The organism is Sphingobacterium sp. JUb56, assembly GCF_014191365.1.
Lineage (GTDB): Bacteria > Bacteroidota > Bacteroidia > Sphingobacteriales > Sphingobacteriaceae > Sphingobacterium > Sphingobacterium anhuiense.
In genome coordinates, this window is the sequence record NZ_JACHWL010000001.1 from 1619200 (window position 1) to 1637710 (window position 18511).

At 33.4% G+C, this 18511-nt stretch carries 14 protein-coding genes; 10 read left to right on the forward strand and 4 right to left on the reverse strand.

Going from position 1 to position 18511, the window contains the following annotated elements; genetic code table 11:
• Positions 1 to 5: 5 nt before the first annotated feature.
• Together FHR29_RS06645 and FHR29_RS06650 are read right to left on the reverse strand one after the other, a co-directional pair.
• Positions 6 to 1403, reverse strand: a complete 1398-nt coding sequence (locus FHR29_RS06645; protein ID WP_183913238.1) for a RagB/SusD family nutrient uptake outer membrane protein — start codon at positions 1401 to 1403, stop codon at positions 6 to 8.
• Between the two features lie 10 nt (positions 1404 to 1413).
• Positions 1414 to 4770 (reverse strand): SusC/RagA family TonB-linked outer membrane protein, encoded by a 3357-nt coding sequence (locus tag FHR29_RS06650; RefSeq protein ID WP_183913240.1) that lies wholly within the window; start codon positions 4768 to 4770, stop codon positions 1414 to 1416.
• 692 nt (positions 4771 to 5462) lie between these two features.
• Here FHR29_RS06650 and FHR29_RS06655 point away from each other — a divergent pair.
• Positions 5463 to 5858: an XRE family transcriptional regulator gene (locus FHR29_RS06655; protein WP_183913242.1), complete on the forward strand. Its 396-nt coding sequence runs from the start codon at positions 5463 to 5465 to the stop codon at positions 5856 to 5858.
• A gap of 423 nt (positions 5859 to 6281) precedes the next feature.
• Complete coding sequence (locus FHR29_RS06660) at positions 6282 to 6674, forward strand: hypothetical protein (protein WP_183913244.1); 393 nt, start codon at positions 6282 to 6284, stop codon at positions 6672 to 6674.
• Between the two features lie 265 nt (positions 6675 to 6939).
• Here FHR29_RS06660 and FHR29_RS06665 read toward each other — a convergent pair whose 3' ends face one another.
• The gene (locus FHR29_RS06665; RefSeq protein WP_183913246.1) at positions 6940 to 7380 is read right to left on the reverse strand and encodes a nuclear transport factor 2 family protein; all 441 of its coding nucleotides are present in this window, start codon (positions 7378 to 7380) and stop codon (positions 6940 to 6942) included.
• Between the two features lie 378 nt (positions 7381 to 7758).
• Between FHR29_RS06665 and FHR29_RS06670 the strand changes: the two genes are divergently transcribed.
• Positions 7759 to 8154 (forward strand): helix-turn-helix domain-containing protein, encoded by a 396-nt coding sequence (locus tag FHR29_RS06670; protein ID WP_221197813.1) that lies wholly within the window; start codon positions 7759 to 7761, stop codon positions 8152 to 8154.
• 503 nt (positions 8155 to 8657) lie between these two features.
• Here the strand turns inward: FHR29_RS06670 and FHR29_RS06675 are convergent.
• Positions 8658 to 8891, reverse strand: coding sequence for a hypothetical protein (locus tag FHR29_RS06675; RefSeq protein ID WP_183913248.1), 234 nt, complete (start codon positions 8889 to 8891; stop codon positions 8658 to 8660).
• A gap of 648 nt (positions 8892 to 9539) precedes the next feature.
• Between FHR29_RS06675 and FHR29_RS06680 the strand changes: the two genes are divergently transcribed.
• The 7 genes from FHR29_RS06680 to FHR29_RS06710 all read left to right on the forward strand — a co-directional run bounded on the left by FHR29_RS06680 (position 9540) and on the right by FHR29_RS06710 (position 18507).
• Positions 9540 to 10253: a hypothetical protein gene (locus tag FHR29_RS06680; RefSeq protein WP_183913250.1), complete on the forward strand. Its 714-nt coding sequence runs from the start codon at positions 9540 to 9542 to the stop codon at positions 10251 to 10253.
• A gap of 1 nt (position 10254) precedes the next feature.
• Positions 10255 to 10626, forward strand: coding sequence for a His-Xaa-Ser system protein HxsD (hxsD, locus tag FHR29_RS06685; protein ID WP_045753695.1), 372 nt, complete (start codon positions 10255 to 10257; stop codon positions 10624 to 10626).
• Positions 10627 to 10629: 3 nt separating this feature from the next.
• Positions 10630 to 12123: a His-Xaa-Ser system radical SAM maturase HxsB gene (gene hxsB, locus FHR29_RS06690; protein WP_183913252.1), complete on the forward strand. Its 1494-nt coding sequence runs from the start codon at positions 10630 to 10632 to the stop codon at positions 12121 to 12123.
• Positions 12124 to 12291: 168 nt separating this feature from the next.
• The gene (gene hxsC / locus FHR29_RS06695; protein WP_183913254.1) at positions 12292 to 13233 is read left to right on the forward strand and encodes a His-Xaa-Ser system radical SAM maturase HxsC; all 942 of its coding nucleotides are present in this window, start codon (positions 12292 to 12294) and stop codon (positions 13231 to 13233) included.
• Entirely contained in the window at positions 13234 to 15255 is a 2022-nt protein-coding gene (locus tag FHR29_RS06700) for a hypothetical protein (RefSeq protein ID WP_183913256.1), read from the forward strand.
• A 193-nt stretch (positions 15256 to 15448) separates the two neighbouring features.
• Entirely contained in the window at positions 15449 to 16651 is a 1203-nt protein-coding gene (locus FHR29_RS06705) for an MBOAT family protein (RefSeq protein WP_183913258.1), read from the forward strand.
• Between the two features lie 5 nt (positions 16652 to 16656).
• Positions 16657 to 18507, forward strand: a complete 1851-nt coding sequence (locus FHR29_RS06710) for a carbamoyltransferase (RefSeq protein ID WP_183913260.1) — start codon at positions 16657 to 16659, stop codon at positions 18505 to 18507.
• Positions 18508 to 18511 lie beyond the last annotated feature (4 nt).

The following is an 18511-nucleotide window of genomic DNA, read 5'->3' on the forward strand; positions in this document are numbered from 1 at the left end:
GCTGGTTATCTAATATTTTGAGTGATTTTAGAGTTATTCAACTCATTGGATGGAATTGGAAATACAAATTTTTTTGAACCGGGAAAAAGCGTATATTTTTTATCTCCAAATGATCTCTCTAACTGTATTTCTTTCCCTTCCAAATTTAATCGCCGAATGTCATCCCATCTAAGTCCTGATCGCCAGACTAACTCCTTCCTTCTTTCATTTATTATTACATCTATAGCCTCTTCGTAAGAAAAAAATACCCTGTTCACATAATTGCCAGTCCGAAAACGATTTACGAGTAACCTGTTTAGATATTGAGATGCAACTACCAAATCATTTCTCCTTGCTGCACATTCGGATTTTATTAAATAAACTTCATCTGTAGAAAGTCCAGAATAGGGTAATAAAGTTGCGCCTGAATAGCCCCTTTTCATTTTTGTAAGACCATTAACCGGGGAATAGGTAAAGTAGATTTCCTTTCTCAAATCACCACTCGCATATAGTCCTAATAATAAACTTGACACTGTTATATTTTTGGGCGAATTATATAGAATGGATTGGTAATTTTTCCCAATATTGGCATTAATCAGGTTCTCTACATTATCTCTTAAGAAGGGAGTGGTCGCAGTAACATTGATCGTATTATAATCAATTAGTTTATCATACATATGCAGGCAACTGTCGGCATATTTCTCTGCCAAAGGATACTGACGCATACTTAGACTTATCCGTGCTCCCAGAGCATAAGCAGCAGGTCTATTGGCTCGATTACGATTAGCTGTTATCTCAGAGGACAACAAATTAGTCGCCATTTGTAAATCAGCAAAAATTTGTAAATAAGTATCTTCCAAATTAGCTCTTTCAGCAATTTCATCCACATTGGGACTTAATCTCAATGGGATTCCAAGTGTTGTAGAGGCATTCTCCACATCATAAGGTGCTGCAAAATTCTTGGCTAAATCAAAAAAAGCAAAAGCTCGTATGAAGTATGCTTGACCGAGAATATAATCATACTTATTTTTATTTCCCTCAGTTCTTTTTAAATTTTTCATACCAGTAATAACTGAATTAGCATAAAAAACAGACTCGTAAGAATAATTCCAATCTTCCACATTGTTTTGACCTTCAAACAGATCTGATGCCCATATATAGGAATTGCGCTCAATCAAAGAAAGCGATAACCAATCATTTTCATTAGCTATTACATATTCATCCGAAGCTAAAAGTGGCAGTGCAGAAGAATAATTGATGCGAAAGAAATCTAACATCTGCTGATAATCGTCCAATGTTTTGGGTGATACAATATCAGTAGAGGGCTTGACCTCTAAAAAACTATCTCTACATGATGTAAGGCTTGATAACGTAAACAGCAATACGGTATATAACATACCTTTTATATATAATTTTACATTCATAACAAATTTCTTAAAAGTTGGCATTGATTCCGATTGCATAATTTCGAGGTATCGGTACAAGTGGTGAATCTGGATCTTGTCCGTGTTTATTGGCCTTCCACAACATACCGATATTATTAGCATAGAAAAACAACTGGTATTCTCGGATACTAATTTTATTGAATATACCTGTGTAAGAAAGCCGAATATCTTTTAGTCTAACTGAACTGGCATCTTCTACTAAGCGGGATCCATACTTATATAAACTCTCTCGGTTGGTGTCGAATGGATACATCATTGCTGGGACATCAGTTTTCAATTCATCACCAGCTTTTAACCAACGGTTGCCATAGTCAGCCTGCATATAGTTCGTCAACAATTCTGAATAGACAATGGACTGTCTTCGATATTTATGTCCTGATTTAAAAGTAATATTAAAGCTTAGATCAAAATTTTTATATCTAAAAGTATTCATCAAGCTTCCAAAAAAAGTAGGTGTTGCCGTACCAGAATAAACCAGATCCTCGCTATTGGCATTAGTCATTATACCGCTATAATTTTGACTTTCCTTTCCATCAAGAATTCCAGTGGGATTTCCAGAAGCATCTAATGGTAGATAGGGAAAACTAAATAAAGCATATAATGGATATCCTTCCAAAGGATTTATAAAATTGCCGGTTACGATATCGAAATTATTTTTTTGTCGCCCTTTATAGTTGGTTATTTCATCTTTAACCCAACTGAGCAACATGCTTGTTTCCCATTTGAAGTTATTGATAAGATTACGACTGTTTAATGTCACATCCCAACCTGTTGTCATCATATCGGCAGCATTGCCTTTAAGGGAAAGCACACCTGTTTGTGGGGCCAGTGGACTATTGGCAATCAGATCACTACTGGACTTATGGTAATATTCTACTGTTCCAGACATACGTCTGGATGCCGTCTCAAAGTCTGCCCCAATATTCCCAATCCCTACCTTCTCCCAGCGTAAAGAAGAATTTGGTGGATTGGAGATTACGAGATAATTGTTACCAAAACCATTGATCCCCGTTCCTGCTAAAGTAGTTAAATAGGCGGATACTGATTTATCTATATTTCCATTATAACCGTAGGATGCTCTCAAGCGCACTACTGGGATAGTATTAAAATGATAGAAGTTTTCATCAGAAAATTTCCATAGTCCACCAATAGACCAAAGCGGTACACCTTTTTGATTAGATTTTACACCAAAGAGATTAGATTCATCACGACGTGCACTGATTGATAACGTATAGCGACTATTGTAAGTATAAGACCCGTTGAAATACAAAGAGCGGTTGCGATCTATCGTTCCTCTGTTTGCGATTCGACCTGGGATCCTACTATTACGGAAACCATAATATTGCGGAAATTCCTTTGAAAAATCCATCGCATTATTCCCAGAGATCATTGTTTCTTCATCGTATCCATAACGACGATCTGTCGATGAATGCGAGCTATAATCCCGTAGTTCGTAGCCTGCTAAGGCATGAATTTCATGTCGACCCAATGACTTATCCAAATTAAGTTGTGCCCTACCTGATCGGTTGATATATTGACTATGATCATCATCCAGTATACCTCCCACGGGTATTGGATGTCTCACTAAATCTGTATTGGGATCGATCTGAGTAAAGGAATTGATCAGATTACGTGTAAAATAAGACTGTAAAAGGTAATGGCGATTATTCTTATGTAATCCTTTTTGAAATAAATATTCTCCAGAAAAGTTCAATCCTTTAACGATTTCCACGACTAACTGATGGTTAAGTCTATAGTCCGTTCCACGAATAGCACGATTGGCATCAAGTTCATGCGCGGGGAAATAGGACCAGTCTAACATTTTTTCGTTATCAATAGCATCAATAAAACTAAAGCGTAGATCTTTTACCGTTTTTAATGCCACTCCAAAATCATCATACATGCGATCATAAGGATAACGTGGTGTCAGATAGGGATCCATAATTGCAGTATTTTTACTATCCGTAAAGTAGATATCAGATGAAAGCGTTACTCGACCTTTCCAGATACTGAATGTATTTTTAGCTGTAAATGTATGACGCTCGTCCAATTGATTCACGACATTTCCACTATTTCGGTCATATCCTCCCGAAAGAAAATAAGTATGTACATCACTTCCACCACGAACTGATGTCGAATACTGTTGATTGAACCCAGACTTGTAAACATTTTTAGCAATATCATGTCGACCATCATAAGTACTAAGCCTGTCTACAAGAGTAACTGAATCGGCAGGAGAAATCAGTCCCATTTTACGCTGCTGTAACATGGCTACTATTGGTGATATCGGAGAAAAGCCATCCGATATATTCCAAAAATATCCCTTTTCAAATAGGGATGTTTCCATTGCTATATACTCTTTAGATGAAAGCTGAGGGCGATAAAAGATATTAGGTTTCTGTGAAAGATTAAGATTTGAGAGCACGGTAACCCGTGGCTTTTGATTGGTTCCTCTTTTCGTATTGATCACAATAACGCCATTACCAGCTCGTATTCCCCAAATTGAGGCAGCAGCAGCATCCTTTAGAACAGTAATACTTTCAATATCATTTGGATTAATACTAGAGAGTGCACCTTCGTATGGAAAATTATCCAACACAATCAGGGGCATTTGATTACCATAAATCGTACTATTTCCCCTTATGGTGATTGGCGATTTACTTTCTGGATTTTTATTAAATACCAAACCATTTGTCACTCCCTCTAGCCTGTCCAACACATTTGTACTAACAGTTCTATTCAAAAGCTCGTTATCAATCTGCACAAAACTCCCCGTAGCGCGTTCTTTTGGTATTTTTTGATATCCGGTCGATAATACTTCCACTTCATCAAGCTGGTTATCTTCAGGTATCAATTTCACCGTTAATGATACCCCTGCAGTATAATTGAGTTCGTGGCTTTTAAAACCGATTGAAGAGAATCTGATCTTTCCACTTTTATTATAGACCGTCAATTTAAACTTTCCATCTTTGGAAGTTTTAACTTGTAAATTTTCGGCTTCAACTCGGACCGACACTCCTTGTAGTGGTGTACCATCGTTGGAAGAGACAACTACACCATTAAGCTCATATTTTACCTGCCCATTCACCCCGCTGTCCTTGCGGGGTGTCTGAGCTGATAAACATAAACTATGAAATACTGCAATGATCATGATACAGGATATCGCAATTACTTTAATAGCCTTTAACAAGCATATGAGTATATTAAAGGCATGGAGCATTGGAGAAGGCAGAATCCATAACACCAGCTTCCAATGTATTTTTATATATGAAACGGTAGCTTGATCATGCTCTTGTAGAGCGTAATCATTTCTAACGTTTTCAATTTTTAGTATAGAACTTTTCAATGTGTTTATTTTTTGGTTTGTTTTTGATTGAAGACCAAAAAATAACTCAAGATTTGAGACAGTATTTTTCCTTGAGGATAGCACACAGCTCTCCCTATTGCAAGTTTTTTGCATTCTTTTAAGGTTTATACTGAAAGTGAATCAGGAGCTAAAAATTAGGTAATAAGCACCCTGTTCAACTTTCAATAGTTAAAAAATAAAATGGAAAAAATGCAATTTTAAGTTGTCGTCAATTGGTTATATAATGGTCTACATTATTGCATTTTGAATGGATAGTCAGCATAGTGACTTTGCGCAACAGATCTAATCTGCAGGCTTGATGATGTTTTTTTGAAGTTGTTTTAATTTTGACATACTCATCTTCTAAATTATTTATAATGATGAGTCTACTGTATGTGAGAACTATAGCAAGTTCCTATCTACCATTCCACAGGACTCTCACCCCCCACAAGATGGATTTACGATAGGAACCCGTAAGCTATAGTTTGTACAATTATACAAAGAAATAACTTAACGGGCATTATCCTATCGCCTCGCCTGTGATAAATTGTGAGAGTTTGTGGACGAGACTCATTTAGTCATAATGCCCTCCTAGTGAAACTTCCTCTAGGAGTTATTCAAAGATAGCAATAATATTTATTCGATACAAATTTGTATCGAATAAATATTAATATTCTTCGAACTTTTGAGTTATGACACATTATTCTGATATTGAATTGGAGATTATAAACATTTCTTTAGGAGTTACAATAAAATTAAAAAGGCTTGAAAATAACTTATCTCAATTAGATTTAGGTAACATGAGCAATACTGATAATACTATCGTTGGAAGAATAGAACGTTCTGAACATATCAGCAGTTGGTTGAATATTTATAAAGTTAGTCAAGAATTAAATATAGAATTTAGCTCCTTATTTATTTTGAAGAAAGAAATTGAAATTTTAAAAATGATCGATAATTGTCTAGTTATTGAAAAAAGACTTACTAAAGAAAAACAAAGTTTCTACAATTCTCTTAAAATTCGGATTCAAAATCTTTTTATAGAATTAAAATCCGCGAACGAAAAGCCAAAAAATATTGAATTATAAATTTTATTAATTTCATCCAATATATTAAGTACTATACTGATTATTACGCTAAACCATTCTTCTGGATATTCTTCTATGGCTTAATTCCCACTTTAATATCAGATGTCACCATTGGAAAGTTATTAAGAAAATGATCATCACGGCATCTACTGCAATTTCCATTATATTAAGCTACGTAATATGAAACGTGAATCAAGTTTAATAACTTTTTTAAAACTGTATTTAAGACTCCTTATTGGTTTTATTATTATTTCAATAATCACGGGTAAAATTCCTTGGAATGACTTACATGGTTTAATTAAGTTCGCGTTATACTTTAGCTTAGCTTTGTTTGCTATTGCTTTGATATTTTGTGTATTATACTGGATTGTTAAAATTATTAAAAGACAATAAAAGCATAGAATTTTAGTAAACACGCGACCTATGACAGTAAAACTTTACGAGATATTTCTTGACAACAAAAAAATTGGAACGACTGAACTAGAAAATGCAGATGCACCAATGGGTGTTGTTTATGGTCGTGTAACGTTTGACCATATTGATTCAGGCTATGACTTTTTAAAAACTTATTGCGTGAATAACAATATCGTAATCATTACTGACTATCCAGAAGACAAATTGATTGGAACAGCGAACATTCCTAATTTGACAGTGGTCAATCCAAATGGAATTGAAATTAAAGGGCAAGTAACAAATATTGAAGGAATGGACAGTGACGTTTTTGAAATTATAATTTGTGGTATATCATATCCATTTTTTGAAGAAGAATTTCCACATCACGTAAAAACATATAATGACCAATTCAAAGAAATCTAATTACGGTAGATAAAGTACTATAAGGCATTGCCAAAAGTATATATCTAAAATACCAATCACATTATAGGAAAAATTTATCGTGATTATCGGTTGCATGCTGGATATGTCCAAAAAATTGGAAGCAGCTTCCAAAAGCGAATAAAAATCAATTGCACACCATAGAGTGTGCAATTGGTTAAAATGTTACTTATACATTAATGATCGATAGTGCCGACAATAGCAAAAAAACAACATAGGAAGTTCTAACTTTACTCATACTAGTGCTTTATCCATTCAGCGGTCTTGATTCTATGATCAAAAAATGTCCCACACGGTCTTTGATCACCCATTTCCCATCACCTTTAACATAGTAATCCTCGCATTTTACGCTGTAGTCCGTCAAGATGTCTTTCCCTTCTATTTCCCTTACCATCTTGATCTGGCTGAATGATATACCGCTTGCAGTATCACCGTCGATATTGACCGTGTGCTGTCCATTTAAGGTGAAATAGGTTTTAACCTGTGCTGCATGCATATTAAAATCCCGCTCCATATTATCCCTTCCCGATACATCGGCAACCAGATTTCCGCCCATATAGACCTTATAGGTAACATCCTCTGCAAACAGCTGCATTACCTCTGCGATTTTCCACTCATCGCTCAGATAAGCATAATTGTCGATTAAATCTCTCAGCTCCTGTTTTTCTTTTAAAATTTCAAGTGTCATAATGAATTGTATTTATTGTTATAAAATTTGTTTTTGTATAATTTCTGAATTCAATTTTGTGCATTTTTTCTTGGTCGTGCTTCATTTAAACCTTTACCGTTTCAACTGTTTGATGGTTCAAAAGTAGATCATATCCGGTCTCATTTTATTACTCGTTACCTAAAGGTTAGCGGCTAATAAATAGGTTACAAAAAAGCTTTGATTGTGGCATTCAGCGTAATATAATAGCTATAAATCCTTTCCAAATGTGCCAGGGGGTGAGATTTATGGTACTGGTTGAATAGGATTCTATGGAAGAATTATGGTAAATTTGCTTACAATTTATTAGCAGTTACTAGAAGGTTATCGGCTAACGTTTAAATAATCAACAGTAAGGAAATGAAGCAATCTGATGAAATAAGTGCAGAAAACAAGGTGTTCACCGATGAATGCCATACAATGATGAATGCGGTCAGTGATACACTTTACGCAATCGGTGGGAAGTGGAAACTGATGATCATCATAGCCATGGCAAGGGGAAATAACCGTTTCAGCGAACTGCAGAAACAGGTTAAAGGTATTTCCGCAAGGGTATTGTCAAGCGAACTTAAGGAACTTGAGCTCAATGGTTTTATTATAAAAAAGGTATCCGTGGGATATCCCGTAATGATCGAATACGAGCTGTTACCATATAGTCATACTCTGGAAGAACTTGTTGGCGCAATGACCAGATGGGGAATCCAGCATAGGGCGAAAATAAAAAGCGAAAGGTCTTCCGGTGGTAAAAAGGACTAAATATTGATGTTAAAATACTTTTTCGCCTGAAGAATCATTGGGATTCCTTGCTAGCAAATACCTGCCGAATTTTGGTGGCTAGAGTATAAAATATTCTTTCTGCTAGTAAATCCAACAATTGCTTTCCAGTGCTAGATTTATAAATGATCGCACGTCCGGAGGGATTTCTCTTTTTTATCTAACCATGTTAGTACCCTATTATTTTTGATAAAAATATCACCGGAACTAAACATTAATCAACCATTCTCTTCTTGATCAACTCCAACTCTCCTGCTATTACATCTGGCCAACGAGCAAAACCTTGTCTAATAATCTCTTCACTATCTGCTATAGTAAATAACTGAGAGATACTAAAGGCTGATTCTCGGATACCTGCAATATGTCTAAAAGTTAGCTGTGCTTTGCTTTTTGCAGTTTTTACTGCTTAAGGATGATTGAGTATATATTCTTGGTGTATTTGCTTTAAATTCATCTGTATATTTTTTGATAGATTAATAGATCAATCAGAAAACCCGTAAGAATTTCCCTTCTAACACTTCATCTGGCACATCAAGTATCTGCTCGATCACTACTGTAGCAGACTCTTCCTTAAATTTACTCATAAACACCCATAGATCATTTACTTTTGTCGGGACAAAATGCTGTATAACATCATCCACACTATTGTCAGACTTTAGGATATTATATCCTTTATGTTTTAAATCCTTCAAAATCTCAGTTGTCAATGGTACATTCATCGCAATTAATATCTATCATTTTCACCTCATTCAAACAGGCTAAATTTCGATCTTAAGCCCTATACCATAAAGTGAACTCACAGAACACACTCCTGCTTTGATTAAATATTGAACAGGATGAACACGCAAGAATGTTGAGCAACCGATTATCTTATATCTTGTCCATCCTTATTCAATATCCAAAGATAAATAATAAAGCTAAATATATTAGTTTTTATTTACTGCAAATTTTAGTTTTATTATTTTTTAATTGATTTTTAGCATTATATTCCTTTGCAATACGGTTTCCCGTAAATATTCCCAAATTCTATAGATATATTCGCAAAAAAGTAATAAATGAGAGTAGATAGACTTAATTGAGTAAATGTGGAAATAATTTATCAAAACTGAATTGAAATTAAAAGTTTATTATATAACAGATTTGATGGATGAGAAATTTTCAATTTTTATACATTTTGAATAGAAATCATCAATAAATGCATGCTGATTTGAAGAATTAATTTCTAATTAACGCTTAATTACAAATAAAAACTAATCTACATCTATCATTAAAAACATCTTATTTCAAGTAAATTGTTTAAATAATATGTTTTTCATTAACTTAGTCCAGTTTGACTAATCAAAACCCATATAAGATTCATCTAATCTATGAAAAATAAATTATCTGATGTATTAAAAAAGCTATTTCTTAGTTCTCTTGCAGGTATAGCAGCAAATAGTACAGTGCAAGCAGAAGCTGTAATAAATGCACCAGGCTCAATATATAAAGAAAATGAATTCTCTATAATTAAAGAGAAAGATCTAAGCCCAAAGTTATTATTAAAATTAAATAACAATTCTGGCTGGTCACTTATATCACATCGGAGTCATCGATCGCATTCATCACATAGATCACATTATTCTGGTGCTTCAAGCAGTAGCTCTTCTGGGTCGACGAGCTCTAGAAGTTCAAGTTCTCGCAGTTCATCTTCTACAAGCTCAACCAGCGGTTCTTCGACAACTCGTCCATTGGGCTTTAGCAGTAGCGGATCATCAAGTGGTTCTGGTAGCTCAAAACAAACTTCATCGTCTACTAATAAAAATTCTCCTACTAAAACTATAGCAGGTCTAAGCGCCACTGCTTTAAAACTCGGAGATCGAAATCTAAAACGTGATATGTCTGGAAGCGATGTGACCGAACTTATTAATATTTTATTAAAAAAAAGATATCTCCTACTGGAAGATGGACAAAATCAAGTATATGGAACATATACATACGACGAAACTATTGAAGCAACGGTTAAGAAATATCAAAAAGATAACAATTTGACTGGGAGTGGTAACTGTGACGCATCAACGGCATATCACTTACTAAATAAATAAAATGAAGGTAGAATTTAATGAAAATAATAAAATCGTACTAAAGATCCAAAGTACTCTATATAGTATATCTGTTGTACATAAATGTTTCTACTGGTACTCTGGAAAGTTTGACATCGATATCGAAAGTGTGGGCGATAATTTAATAATTAAGATGTCAAATATTCCTGATGATACGGATAAAAACAGTCTTATATCTAAGATAAAAAAAGATCTAATAGATTTCAACACTAGAGAGGTAATAGCTCTTGAAACTAAAGATATAAGGACTTTATTAATTGCAAAGGCATTTGCAAACGATGATGAATATGACGAATCTCCTCCAGGAATTTTAGATGATCCTATTGGATTTAATCCATTTGATTTTAAAAAATAAGATATGGATGTAGGAACAATTAAAGAATTTCGGAAATTTAAATCGATTGATAGATATAATACTGGAACGAATACTTACTTCCTTCTTCCATTTCGCTTTCATCAGGTCAATAATGAAAAGGAAGTATTGGTTAATGAAGTTGGAGATTTTCTTATTGTGCCAATAGGCACGTCAACAAGAATTGCAAATCGTCAAATTAACGACAAGGAAGAAATTTATGCTGATCTTATTGCTAATTTTTTTATTTCAGAAAAACCAATTCCTGATTTAATCGACATTTTAGCAACGCGGTACCGAACTAAAAAGTCTTTTCTAGATGAGTTCACCGCGTTACATATATTTGTGGTATCCTTACGCTGCAATCACTCTTGCCATTATTGCCAAGTATCACGAGTTTCTGAAAATAAACAGGATTTTGATATTTCAATCGCAGATTTAAAAGCTGGTATTGATCATATGTTCAGAACACCGTCTTCTTCAATCACAATGGAATTTCAAGGTGGTGAACCTTTACTAGCTTTTGATAAAGTAAAATACGGTATTCAATACGCAAATCTCCTAAACGAAGTGCACAACAAAGAAATTACATTTGTTATTTGTACTAATGCGACTGTGTTCTCGGACGAAATACTGGAGTTTTGCGCACAACACAATGTTGTAATATCTACATCATTAGATGGACCAGCATTTCTACACAATGCAAATAGACCAAAGACAGGAACTAAAAGTTATGAAATGGTTATGCAGGGTATTGAGCTAGCAAGAGAAAAGCTTGGACACGATAAAATATCTGCCCTGATGACAACAACAACTTTAAGTTTAGACTATCCTATTGAAATCATTGATAATTATATTGAAAACGGTTTTAGTAATATATTTTTACGTCCCATAAGTCCTTATGGATTTGCATTGAAAAATATAAAGAAAAACCATTATCAGACACAGCGATATCTTGATTTTTATAAAAAAGGTTTGGACTATATTATTCAACTAAATAAAAATGGACATTTTATGGTTGAAGATTACACAACTGTTGTTCTAAAAAAAATTCTAACTCCGTTTCCTGTTAATTATGTGGATTTACAATCTCCTGCAGGAATGATCAATAATGTTGTGGTATTTAATTATGATGGTAGTGTATATGCTACTGATGAATCTAGAATGCTAGCAGAAAATCAAGATTTTACTTTTAAGCTGGGCCATGTTCAAGATAGTTATCATTCTCTTTTCTATGGTGAGAAAGCTCAATATTTTTCAAAATTCTGGTCCAATGAAACGTTGGCAGGCTGTGCTGATTGCGGTTTTCAAGCTTATTGTGGAGCAGATCCAGTATTTCACTACGCATCGCAAGGGGATTTAGAAGGATTCAGACCCACATCAGATTTCTGTACAAAGAATATGGAAATCATTCGACATATTTTTGACTTAATAGACAGAGAGGGAAACGATATCATTAAAATTTTCAATTCTTGGATTAATAATACTCCTAAAAATTAGTTCAATATTATGTTTCAACTTAAAACAAGGGGTATCCCTATAAATCTGACCGCCCCAACTGTAGCTACTATAATATCTCAGACTTGGAGTAAGGATTTGGTCGCAAATACGCCATCTGGTCAAACTGTATTTTTATTTAAGAATGTCCCTCCTATACAAGACAAAATCATGATAGTTGGTATAGCGACTTTGGAATATCTAGAAGAAGGAGATATTATATATATTGACACAAATGGTAGTATTCATACACTTTTTAGGAAAAATTCTCATCATAATGCTCTTTTTATAACTGATAGATGCAATAGTAATTGCTTAATGTGTTCACAACCGCCTAAAAATGTGGATGATCTTACACACTTCTTCAACATTAATACATCACTTATTCCATTAATTCCGAAGGACACAATAGAACTTGGAATTACTGGTGGAGAGCCAACTTTATTAGGTCAAAGGTTTATTACACTTTTGGACCAAATAAAAGACGAGTTACCAAATACTGATATTCATATTCTGACAAATGGAAGGAGTTTCGCCTGGAAGCATATTCCCCAGGCCCTAAGTAGTATTAATAACGAACGAATTGTATACGGTATTCCAATATATTCGGATTACTATAAACAACACGATTATATTGTTCAAGCAAAAGATGCATTCAATCAGACAGTTTTAGGGCTACATAATATGGCAAAGTTTAACCATAGATTAGAATTGCGAATAGTACTGCATAAAGAATCTTTTAAGAGGCTTCCACAATTAGCAAAATACATTTACATGAACTTTCCATTTGTTGAACATATAGCATTTATGGGATTGGAATACACTGGTTATACTATTGCAAACAAAGATTTATTATGGATGGAACCAACCGAATATTCAGATGAACTGGAAGATGCAGTTTTATACCTCAATGCAATGGGGATGAATGTTTCTATTTATAATTTACAATTATGTCTATTGAAACCTTCCCTTTGGCAATTTGCACAAAGATCGATATCAGATTGGAAGCAAAATTATTTAAAAGAATGTGAATCCTGCACTAAGACAGAAAGGTGCGGTGGAGTTTTTGCAACATCAAAAAAACATAGCCAGTTGATTCAAGCAATTAAGTAGATGAAAGAGAATAGAGAAATTAAAATCCATAAAAGATTATTTTTAACAGTAGGTATATTACTATTGATTAATCCAGTAATCATTTATCTAATTTCTAGCTCAATATGGGTAAGTTTAACTATTTCTATATCAGCTATTCTTGTTACTGCTTTCATTAATGAAAGTCAACGCTTTAACGTATTATCGACAATATGGTTAAATTTTATGTTTGTGCTATCATTTTTCTTGCATGCAGAAGTGATCTTTAGTTATAAATTCTCTGATTATATTATCGAAGATTTATACAGTATAAAACAAAATTATTATTTCAATAAACCATATTTAAACAAAACATTTCAAGACAAAGAATTTCTAGTAAAATATAAGACAAATGCGCAGGGCTTCAGAATTGGAGAAGAAGATGATCCGGACACTCGAGTTGAACTGTGTGATTGGTTGTTTATTGGTGACTCATACACGCAGGGCGCTCAGGTTGAGTACGAAGAATTATTTACAAGTAAACTCTTCAATGATTATTCCAATAAAATAATCGTTAATGCTGGAATAAGTGGCTTAGGTATAATAGATGAGTATTATTACTATATCAATGAGGGAAAAAATCTTAAGGCCGACAAAGTATTCTTACAGATATGCAATTTTAATGATTTTATGAAAGTCGAAAAGAGGACTTCTGGATTCTCAGATTATCTCATGCATTACTCTAATTTTGCACGTTTCATACTTTACGATTTTAAGTATGCTAACCCCGCAGCATTGCCCTTGGGAAGATGGACTGAACCTTTTTACCCAGACCAAAAATCAAACAGAGACTTCAATATCTTTTACAAAGAACAATCGGATAAAAAGTTAAAAGACCTCGAAAACTTTCGTTTTTACCTGAATAAATTTGCAAAAGCAGTCAAAGACAATGGTGCAGAGCTTGTTATATTGCAAATTCCAACTAAAGAACAGGTATCATATAAATATCTTAACGAGGTTTTAAGTGATTTTGATATTGATATAGATGATCTTGATATGCAATTTCCAAATAAGTGGTTATCTACGCTTTCTAAAGAAAACAAAATTGTACATATCGATCTATTAGATGATTTTGCAAATTCGGAAATACCTTTATTCTTTGATTTTGATGAACACCTCAATATAGCAGGGCATCAGCAAATAGCAACTAGTATTTCCAAACATATTAATAATAAAAATCATAAAGTGCGCAGCACAGTATTAAGTAAATTAAATGTTGGCGATCGGTACCCGGTGTATACAACAAGTGGTCATAGCATTTTCTTTCAATCTTGGCGAGATGGAAATATGGAGCTTTTCCTATCAGATAGTAACCTAAAAGAAAATAGAAGGATTACATGGAATAAGACAGATGAATTACACCCTTGGCCTTCCCCTAATGGAGAAGAAGTTGTTTTTACTGAAGGTGATCAATCATTAAACAATACAAAAGTGGTCATCATGAATAGTGATGGTAGTAATAGGAAATACCTGACAGATGATCCATCGACTTACGGAGCAATACCAAGTTATAACTATAGAGGTGATAAAATCGCATATGCAGCATGGCATCATCTAGATGGAAAATATACGAATCCTTACATCGTTGTACAAAACTTACTGAATAACGAAAAAACAATTATAACATCAGATGAATTCGAAAATTGGCGCCCTATTTTTTCACCTGATGAAACGAAGTTATATTATATTGCAAAGGATAAAAACAATCAATTCGATATTTATCAATACTCTTTTGAAAATAAAACAATAACAAATCTCACAAAATCTGATTATGACGAATGGGATCCATGTATCTCTAGAGATGGAACTAAAATGGTCTATGCGGCTCGCAAAAAAGACAATTGGGATCTTTTCCTCTTAGATTTACAAAGTGGAAAAAAAGCTCAATTAACAGATTCAAAAGGAAATGAATGGGATCCAAACTTCTCACCTACAGGCGATTCAATCAACTATGCTGCCACCTATGGATTGAGAAATGGTATTTTTAAAATGTCATTAAATTAGAAACATGCCTTTTGCCTCTATACCATTTTTGATATTTTTTTGTTTTGTTACTCTGATCATATTGATTACAAAAGATCAATTTAGGTCATATATAATGGTTTGTGCCAGTTGTTGTTTTTATGCCTGGGCAGGCTTATCAAGTTTCATTTATCTTATTGTGATATCACTTTTCACCTACTTTGCCGCAATGAGTATGAAGAACTATGACAAAAACAAAATCTGCTATTTTGCTATTCTTGTTATTCTACTTTTACTTTTATCATCCAAATATACATATCTACCAGAATACATAAATCGCCTTACTCCATACACATTTGAACAAGCTTCCTATATTATTCCTATAGGTATATCTTTCTATTCATTACAAGCTATTGCTCTACTAGTTGATATAAAAAACAATAAATATACTTCAAGAGTATCTTTGAAAGACGTAACACTATTTGTTAGCTTTTTCCCACAATCATTAGCTGGTCCAATACATCGAGCATCCGAGCTTATACCTCAATTTAATAAAAATAGTCCTATTGAGATAACTTCGCTTGCCATCGGATTTAAAACATTATTATTTGGTCTTTTTTGTAAGTTAATTGTAGCTGATAAGTTAGCACTACTTATTGAACCTATTTTAGGTAATCAGCATAAACATGATGGATTACTTCTTTATACTTCGATAATCTTATATTCTATTCAAATTTATTTTGATTTTTGGGGATATTCACTAATGGCAATCGGTATAGGGAAATGCCTTGGATATGATATAAAGATTAATTTTAGAAATCCATATCTAGCGTCCTCAATTAAAGATTTTTGGCATAGGTGGCACATTTCTTTATCTCAATGGATGAGAGATTATATTTATATCTCATTAGGTGGTAACAGAAAAGCTTATTTAAACTTTTTGTTTGCACTTTTTGCTACATTTCTCTTGAGTGGAATTTGGCATGGAATATCTCTTAACTTCATAATATGGGGTCTAATCCATATGTTATTGTTTATCATTGACGATATTTTAAAAAAACACTCAGGGAACTCTAAAAATAAATATTTTAGGAGATTATTTTTCTTAGCAACTATCCCCTTTACATGGTTAATATTTCGAACTAGTAATCTTGAAGATTTATCTAATATATTAAAAAAGATTTTTTTCTTAACTGACGAATGGTCACTAACATCCTCAACTTCGTATTTCACGTCTAACGTAAATTTATTCTATTTAATTACCTGTCTTTTAATAGTATTATTGGTCAATTCTAAATTTGTATACAACCGAATGAATTTGATGCCAATTACAAATACAGAAAAGATACTGGACTCAGCATTTTTAATTACTTGCTTATTATTTATCATTTTATTTGGGGATATAGGACAGCAACACTTCTTATATTTTAATTTTTAATTGCCATGTCATATATCTTAGGAATTTCAGCTTTTTATCATGATGCATCAGCTTGCTTATTAATAAATGGGAAAATTAGAGCAGCTGCTCAAGAAGAACGTTTTACTCGAATTAAAAATTCTGCATCATTTCCTATTAATGCTATTAGATTTTGTCTTAGCGAAGAAAACCTGACTATTGATGATATTGATGCAGTCGTTTTTTATGAAAAACCTTTTCTAAAATTTGAACGGTTATTACAGACATATTATTCATTTGCACCAATGGGAATTGCATCATTTCTTAAAGCTATACCTAATTGGCTAGATGAAAAGCTATTCTTGAAGCAAAAAATAAAAAAAGGTCTTCAAGAAATTGGACCTTACGATAAAAAAAAATTGAAACTGTTATTTTCAGGCCATCATCTTTCTCATGCTGCAAGTGCTTACTACCCATCTCCTTTTTTAGACGCTGCTATTTTAACAATTGATGGTGTTGGAGAATGGACAACAGCTTCAATATTTCATGCTAAAGAAGGAATAATAAATGTAGTTAAAGAAATGCCATTTCCTCATTCTGTAGGCTTATTATACAGCGCATTTACATATTTCCTAGGTTTTACTGTAAACTCGGGTGAGTATAAAGTAATGGGTCTATCTCCTTTTGGAAATATAGACGATAAAGAAACAAAGGCTTTTATAGAAAAAATTAAACAGGAGATGCTTTCTATAAACGAAGATGGCTCAATATGGTTGAATCAGAGCTATTTTCATTATGCTACCGGCCTTAAAATGATCCGAGAACATAAATGGAAAGATCTCTTTGGAATAGAAAGACGAAAACCTGAAAGTGATATTAGTCAACATCATTGTAATTTCGCTTGTGCAGTCCAACAAGTCTTGGAAGAGATTGTTTTAAAAATGGTTAAGGAGACAAAAAGGTTAACAAATTCTGAAAATCTTTGTTTAGCTGGTGGAGTAGCATTAAATTGTGTTTGCAATACAAAAATCAAGCAATCTGGTCTTTTTAATCAAATTTATATTCAACCGGCCGCTGGGGATAGTGGGGGTTCAGTAGGTGCAGCTATGGCTGTTTACCACATGTATTTTTGTAATAATAAAATAGTGATTCCAGAAAACTCAAATATTTATTTAGGACCAAAAATAAGTGAGGATGATATTCTGAAGTTAAATCGTAAACTAAAAACAGAATATACTAGATATGAAGATTTCAACGATCTATCTGCTAAAATAGCAGAGCTAATTAGTGAAGGAAATGTCGTCGGTTGGTTTCAAGATAATATGGAGTTTGGACCACGGGCATTAGGCAATAGAAGTATACTTGCGGATCCAAAAAATCCGAATATGCAAGAGTTAATAAATCAAAAAATAAAATTGAGGGAACAATTTAGACCCTTTGCCCCTGCTATAATTCAAGAGGAGTTACAAGATTTTTTCGAAATGAAAGATCCCTCACCATACATGCTTTACACGAGTAAAATTAGATCTGAATTCAGAGTTCCGCTTCCTGAAAACTTTCATGAATTATTAATTAATCAAAAACTTAAAGTAAGAACCAGTATATTTCCAGCAATTACACATGTAGATTACAGTTCGCGGATCCAAACTGTGTCGAAGAAATTAAACCCGAAATTTTGGGAATTGTTGCAAAATATTAAAAAGCATACTGGATATCCAATTGTATTAAACACTAGCTTTAATGTACGTGGTGAACCGATCGTATGTTCTGCAGAGGACGCATATAACTGTTTTATGACTACAGATATGGATATATTGGTAATACAAAATTATGTTTACTTTAAAGATAAACAACGTACCAGCTCGCATAAAATGAATTCAAAATTTAAACTCGATTGATATT

Coding starts and splice junctions, on each gene's coding strand:
- FHR29_RS06670 (WP_221197813.1), top strand. CDS start 7,759: ATGAAGCAATCTGATGAAATAAGTGCAGAAAACAAGGTGTTCACCGAT.
- FHR29_RS06655 (WP_183913242.1), top strand. CDS start 5,463: ATGACACATTATTCTGATATTGAATTGGAGATTATAAACATTTCTTTA.
- hxsB (WP_183913252.1), top strand. CDS start 10,630: ATGGATGTAGGAACAATTAAAGAATTTCGGAAATTTAAATCGATTGAT.
- FHR29_RS06665 (WP_183913246.1), bottom strand. CDS start 7,380: ATGACACTTGAAATTTTAAAAGAAAAACAGGAGCTGAGAGATTTAATC.
- FHR29_RS06645 (WP_183913238.1), bottom strand. CDS start 1,403: ATGAATGTAAAATTATATATAAAAGGTATGTTATATACCGTATTGCTG.
- FHR29_RS06705 (WP_183913258.1), top strand. CDS start 15,449: ATGAAGAACTATGACAAAAACAAAATCTGCTATTTTGCTATTCTTGTT.
- FHR29_RS06710 (WP_183913260.1), top strand. CDS start 16,657: ATGTCATATATCTTAGGAATTTCAGCTTTTTATCATGATGCATCAGCT.
- hxsD (WP_045753695.1), top strand. CDS start 10,255: ATGAAGGTAGAATTTAATGAAAATAATAAAATCGTACTAAAGATCCAA.
- FHR29_RS06675 (WP_183913248.1), bottom strand. CDS start 8,891: ATGAATGTACCATTGACAACTGAGATTTTGAAGGATTTAAAACATAAA.
- FHR29_RS06660 (WP_183913244.1), top strand. CDS start 6,282: ATGACAGTAAAACTTTACGAGATATTTCTTGACAACAAAAAAATTGGA.
- FHR29_RS06680 (WP_183913250.1), top strand. CDS start 9,540: ATGAAAAATAAATTATCTGATGTATTAAAAAAGCTATTTCTTAGTTCT.
- hxsC (WP_183913254.1), top strand. CDS start 12,292: ATGATAGTTGGTATAGCGACTTTGGAATATCTAGAAGAAGGAGATATT.
- FHR29_RS06700 (WP_183913256.1), top strand. CDS start 13,234: ATGAAAGAGAATAGAGAAATTAAAATCCATAAAAGATTATTTTTAACA.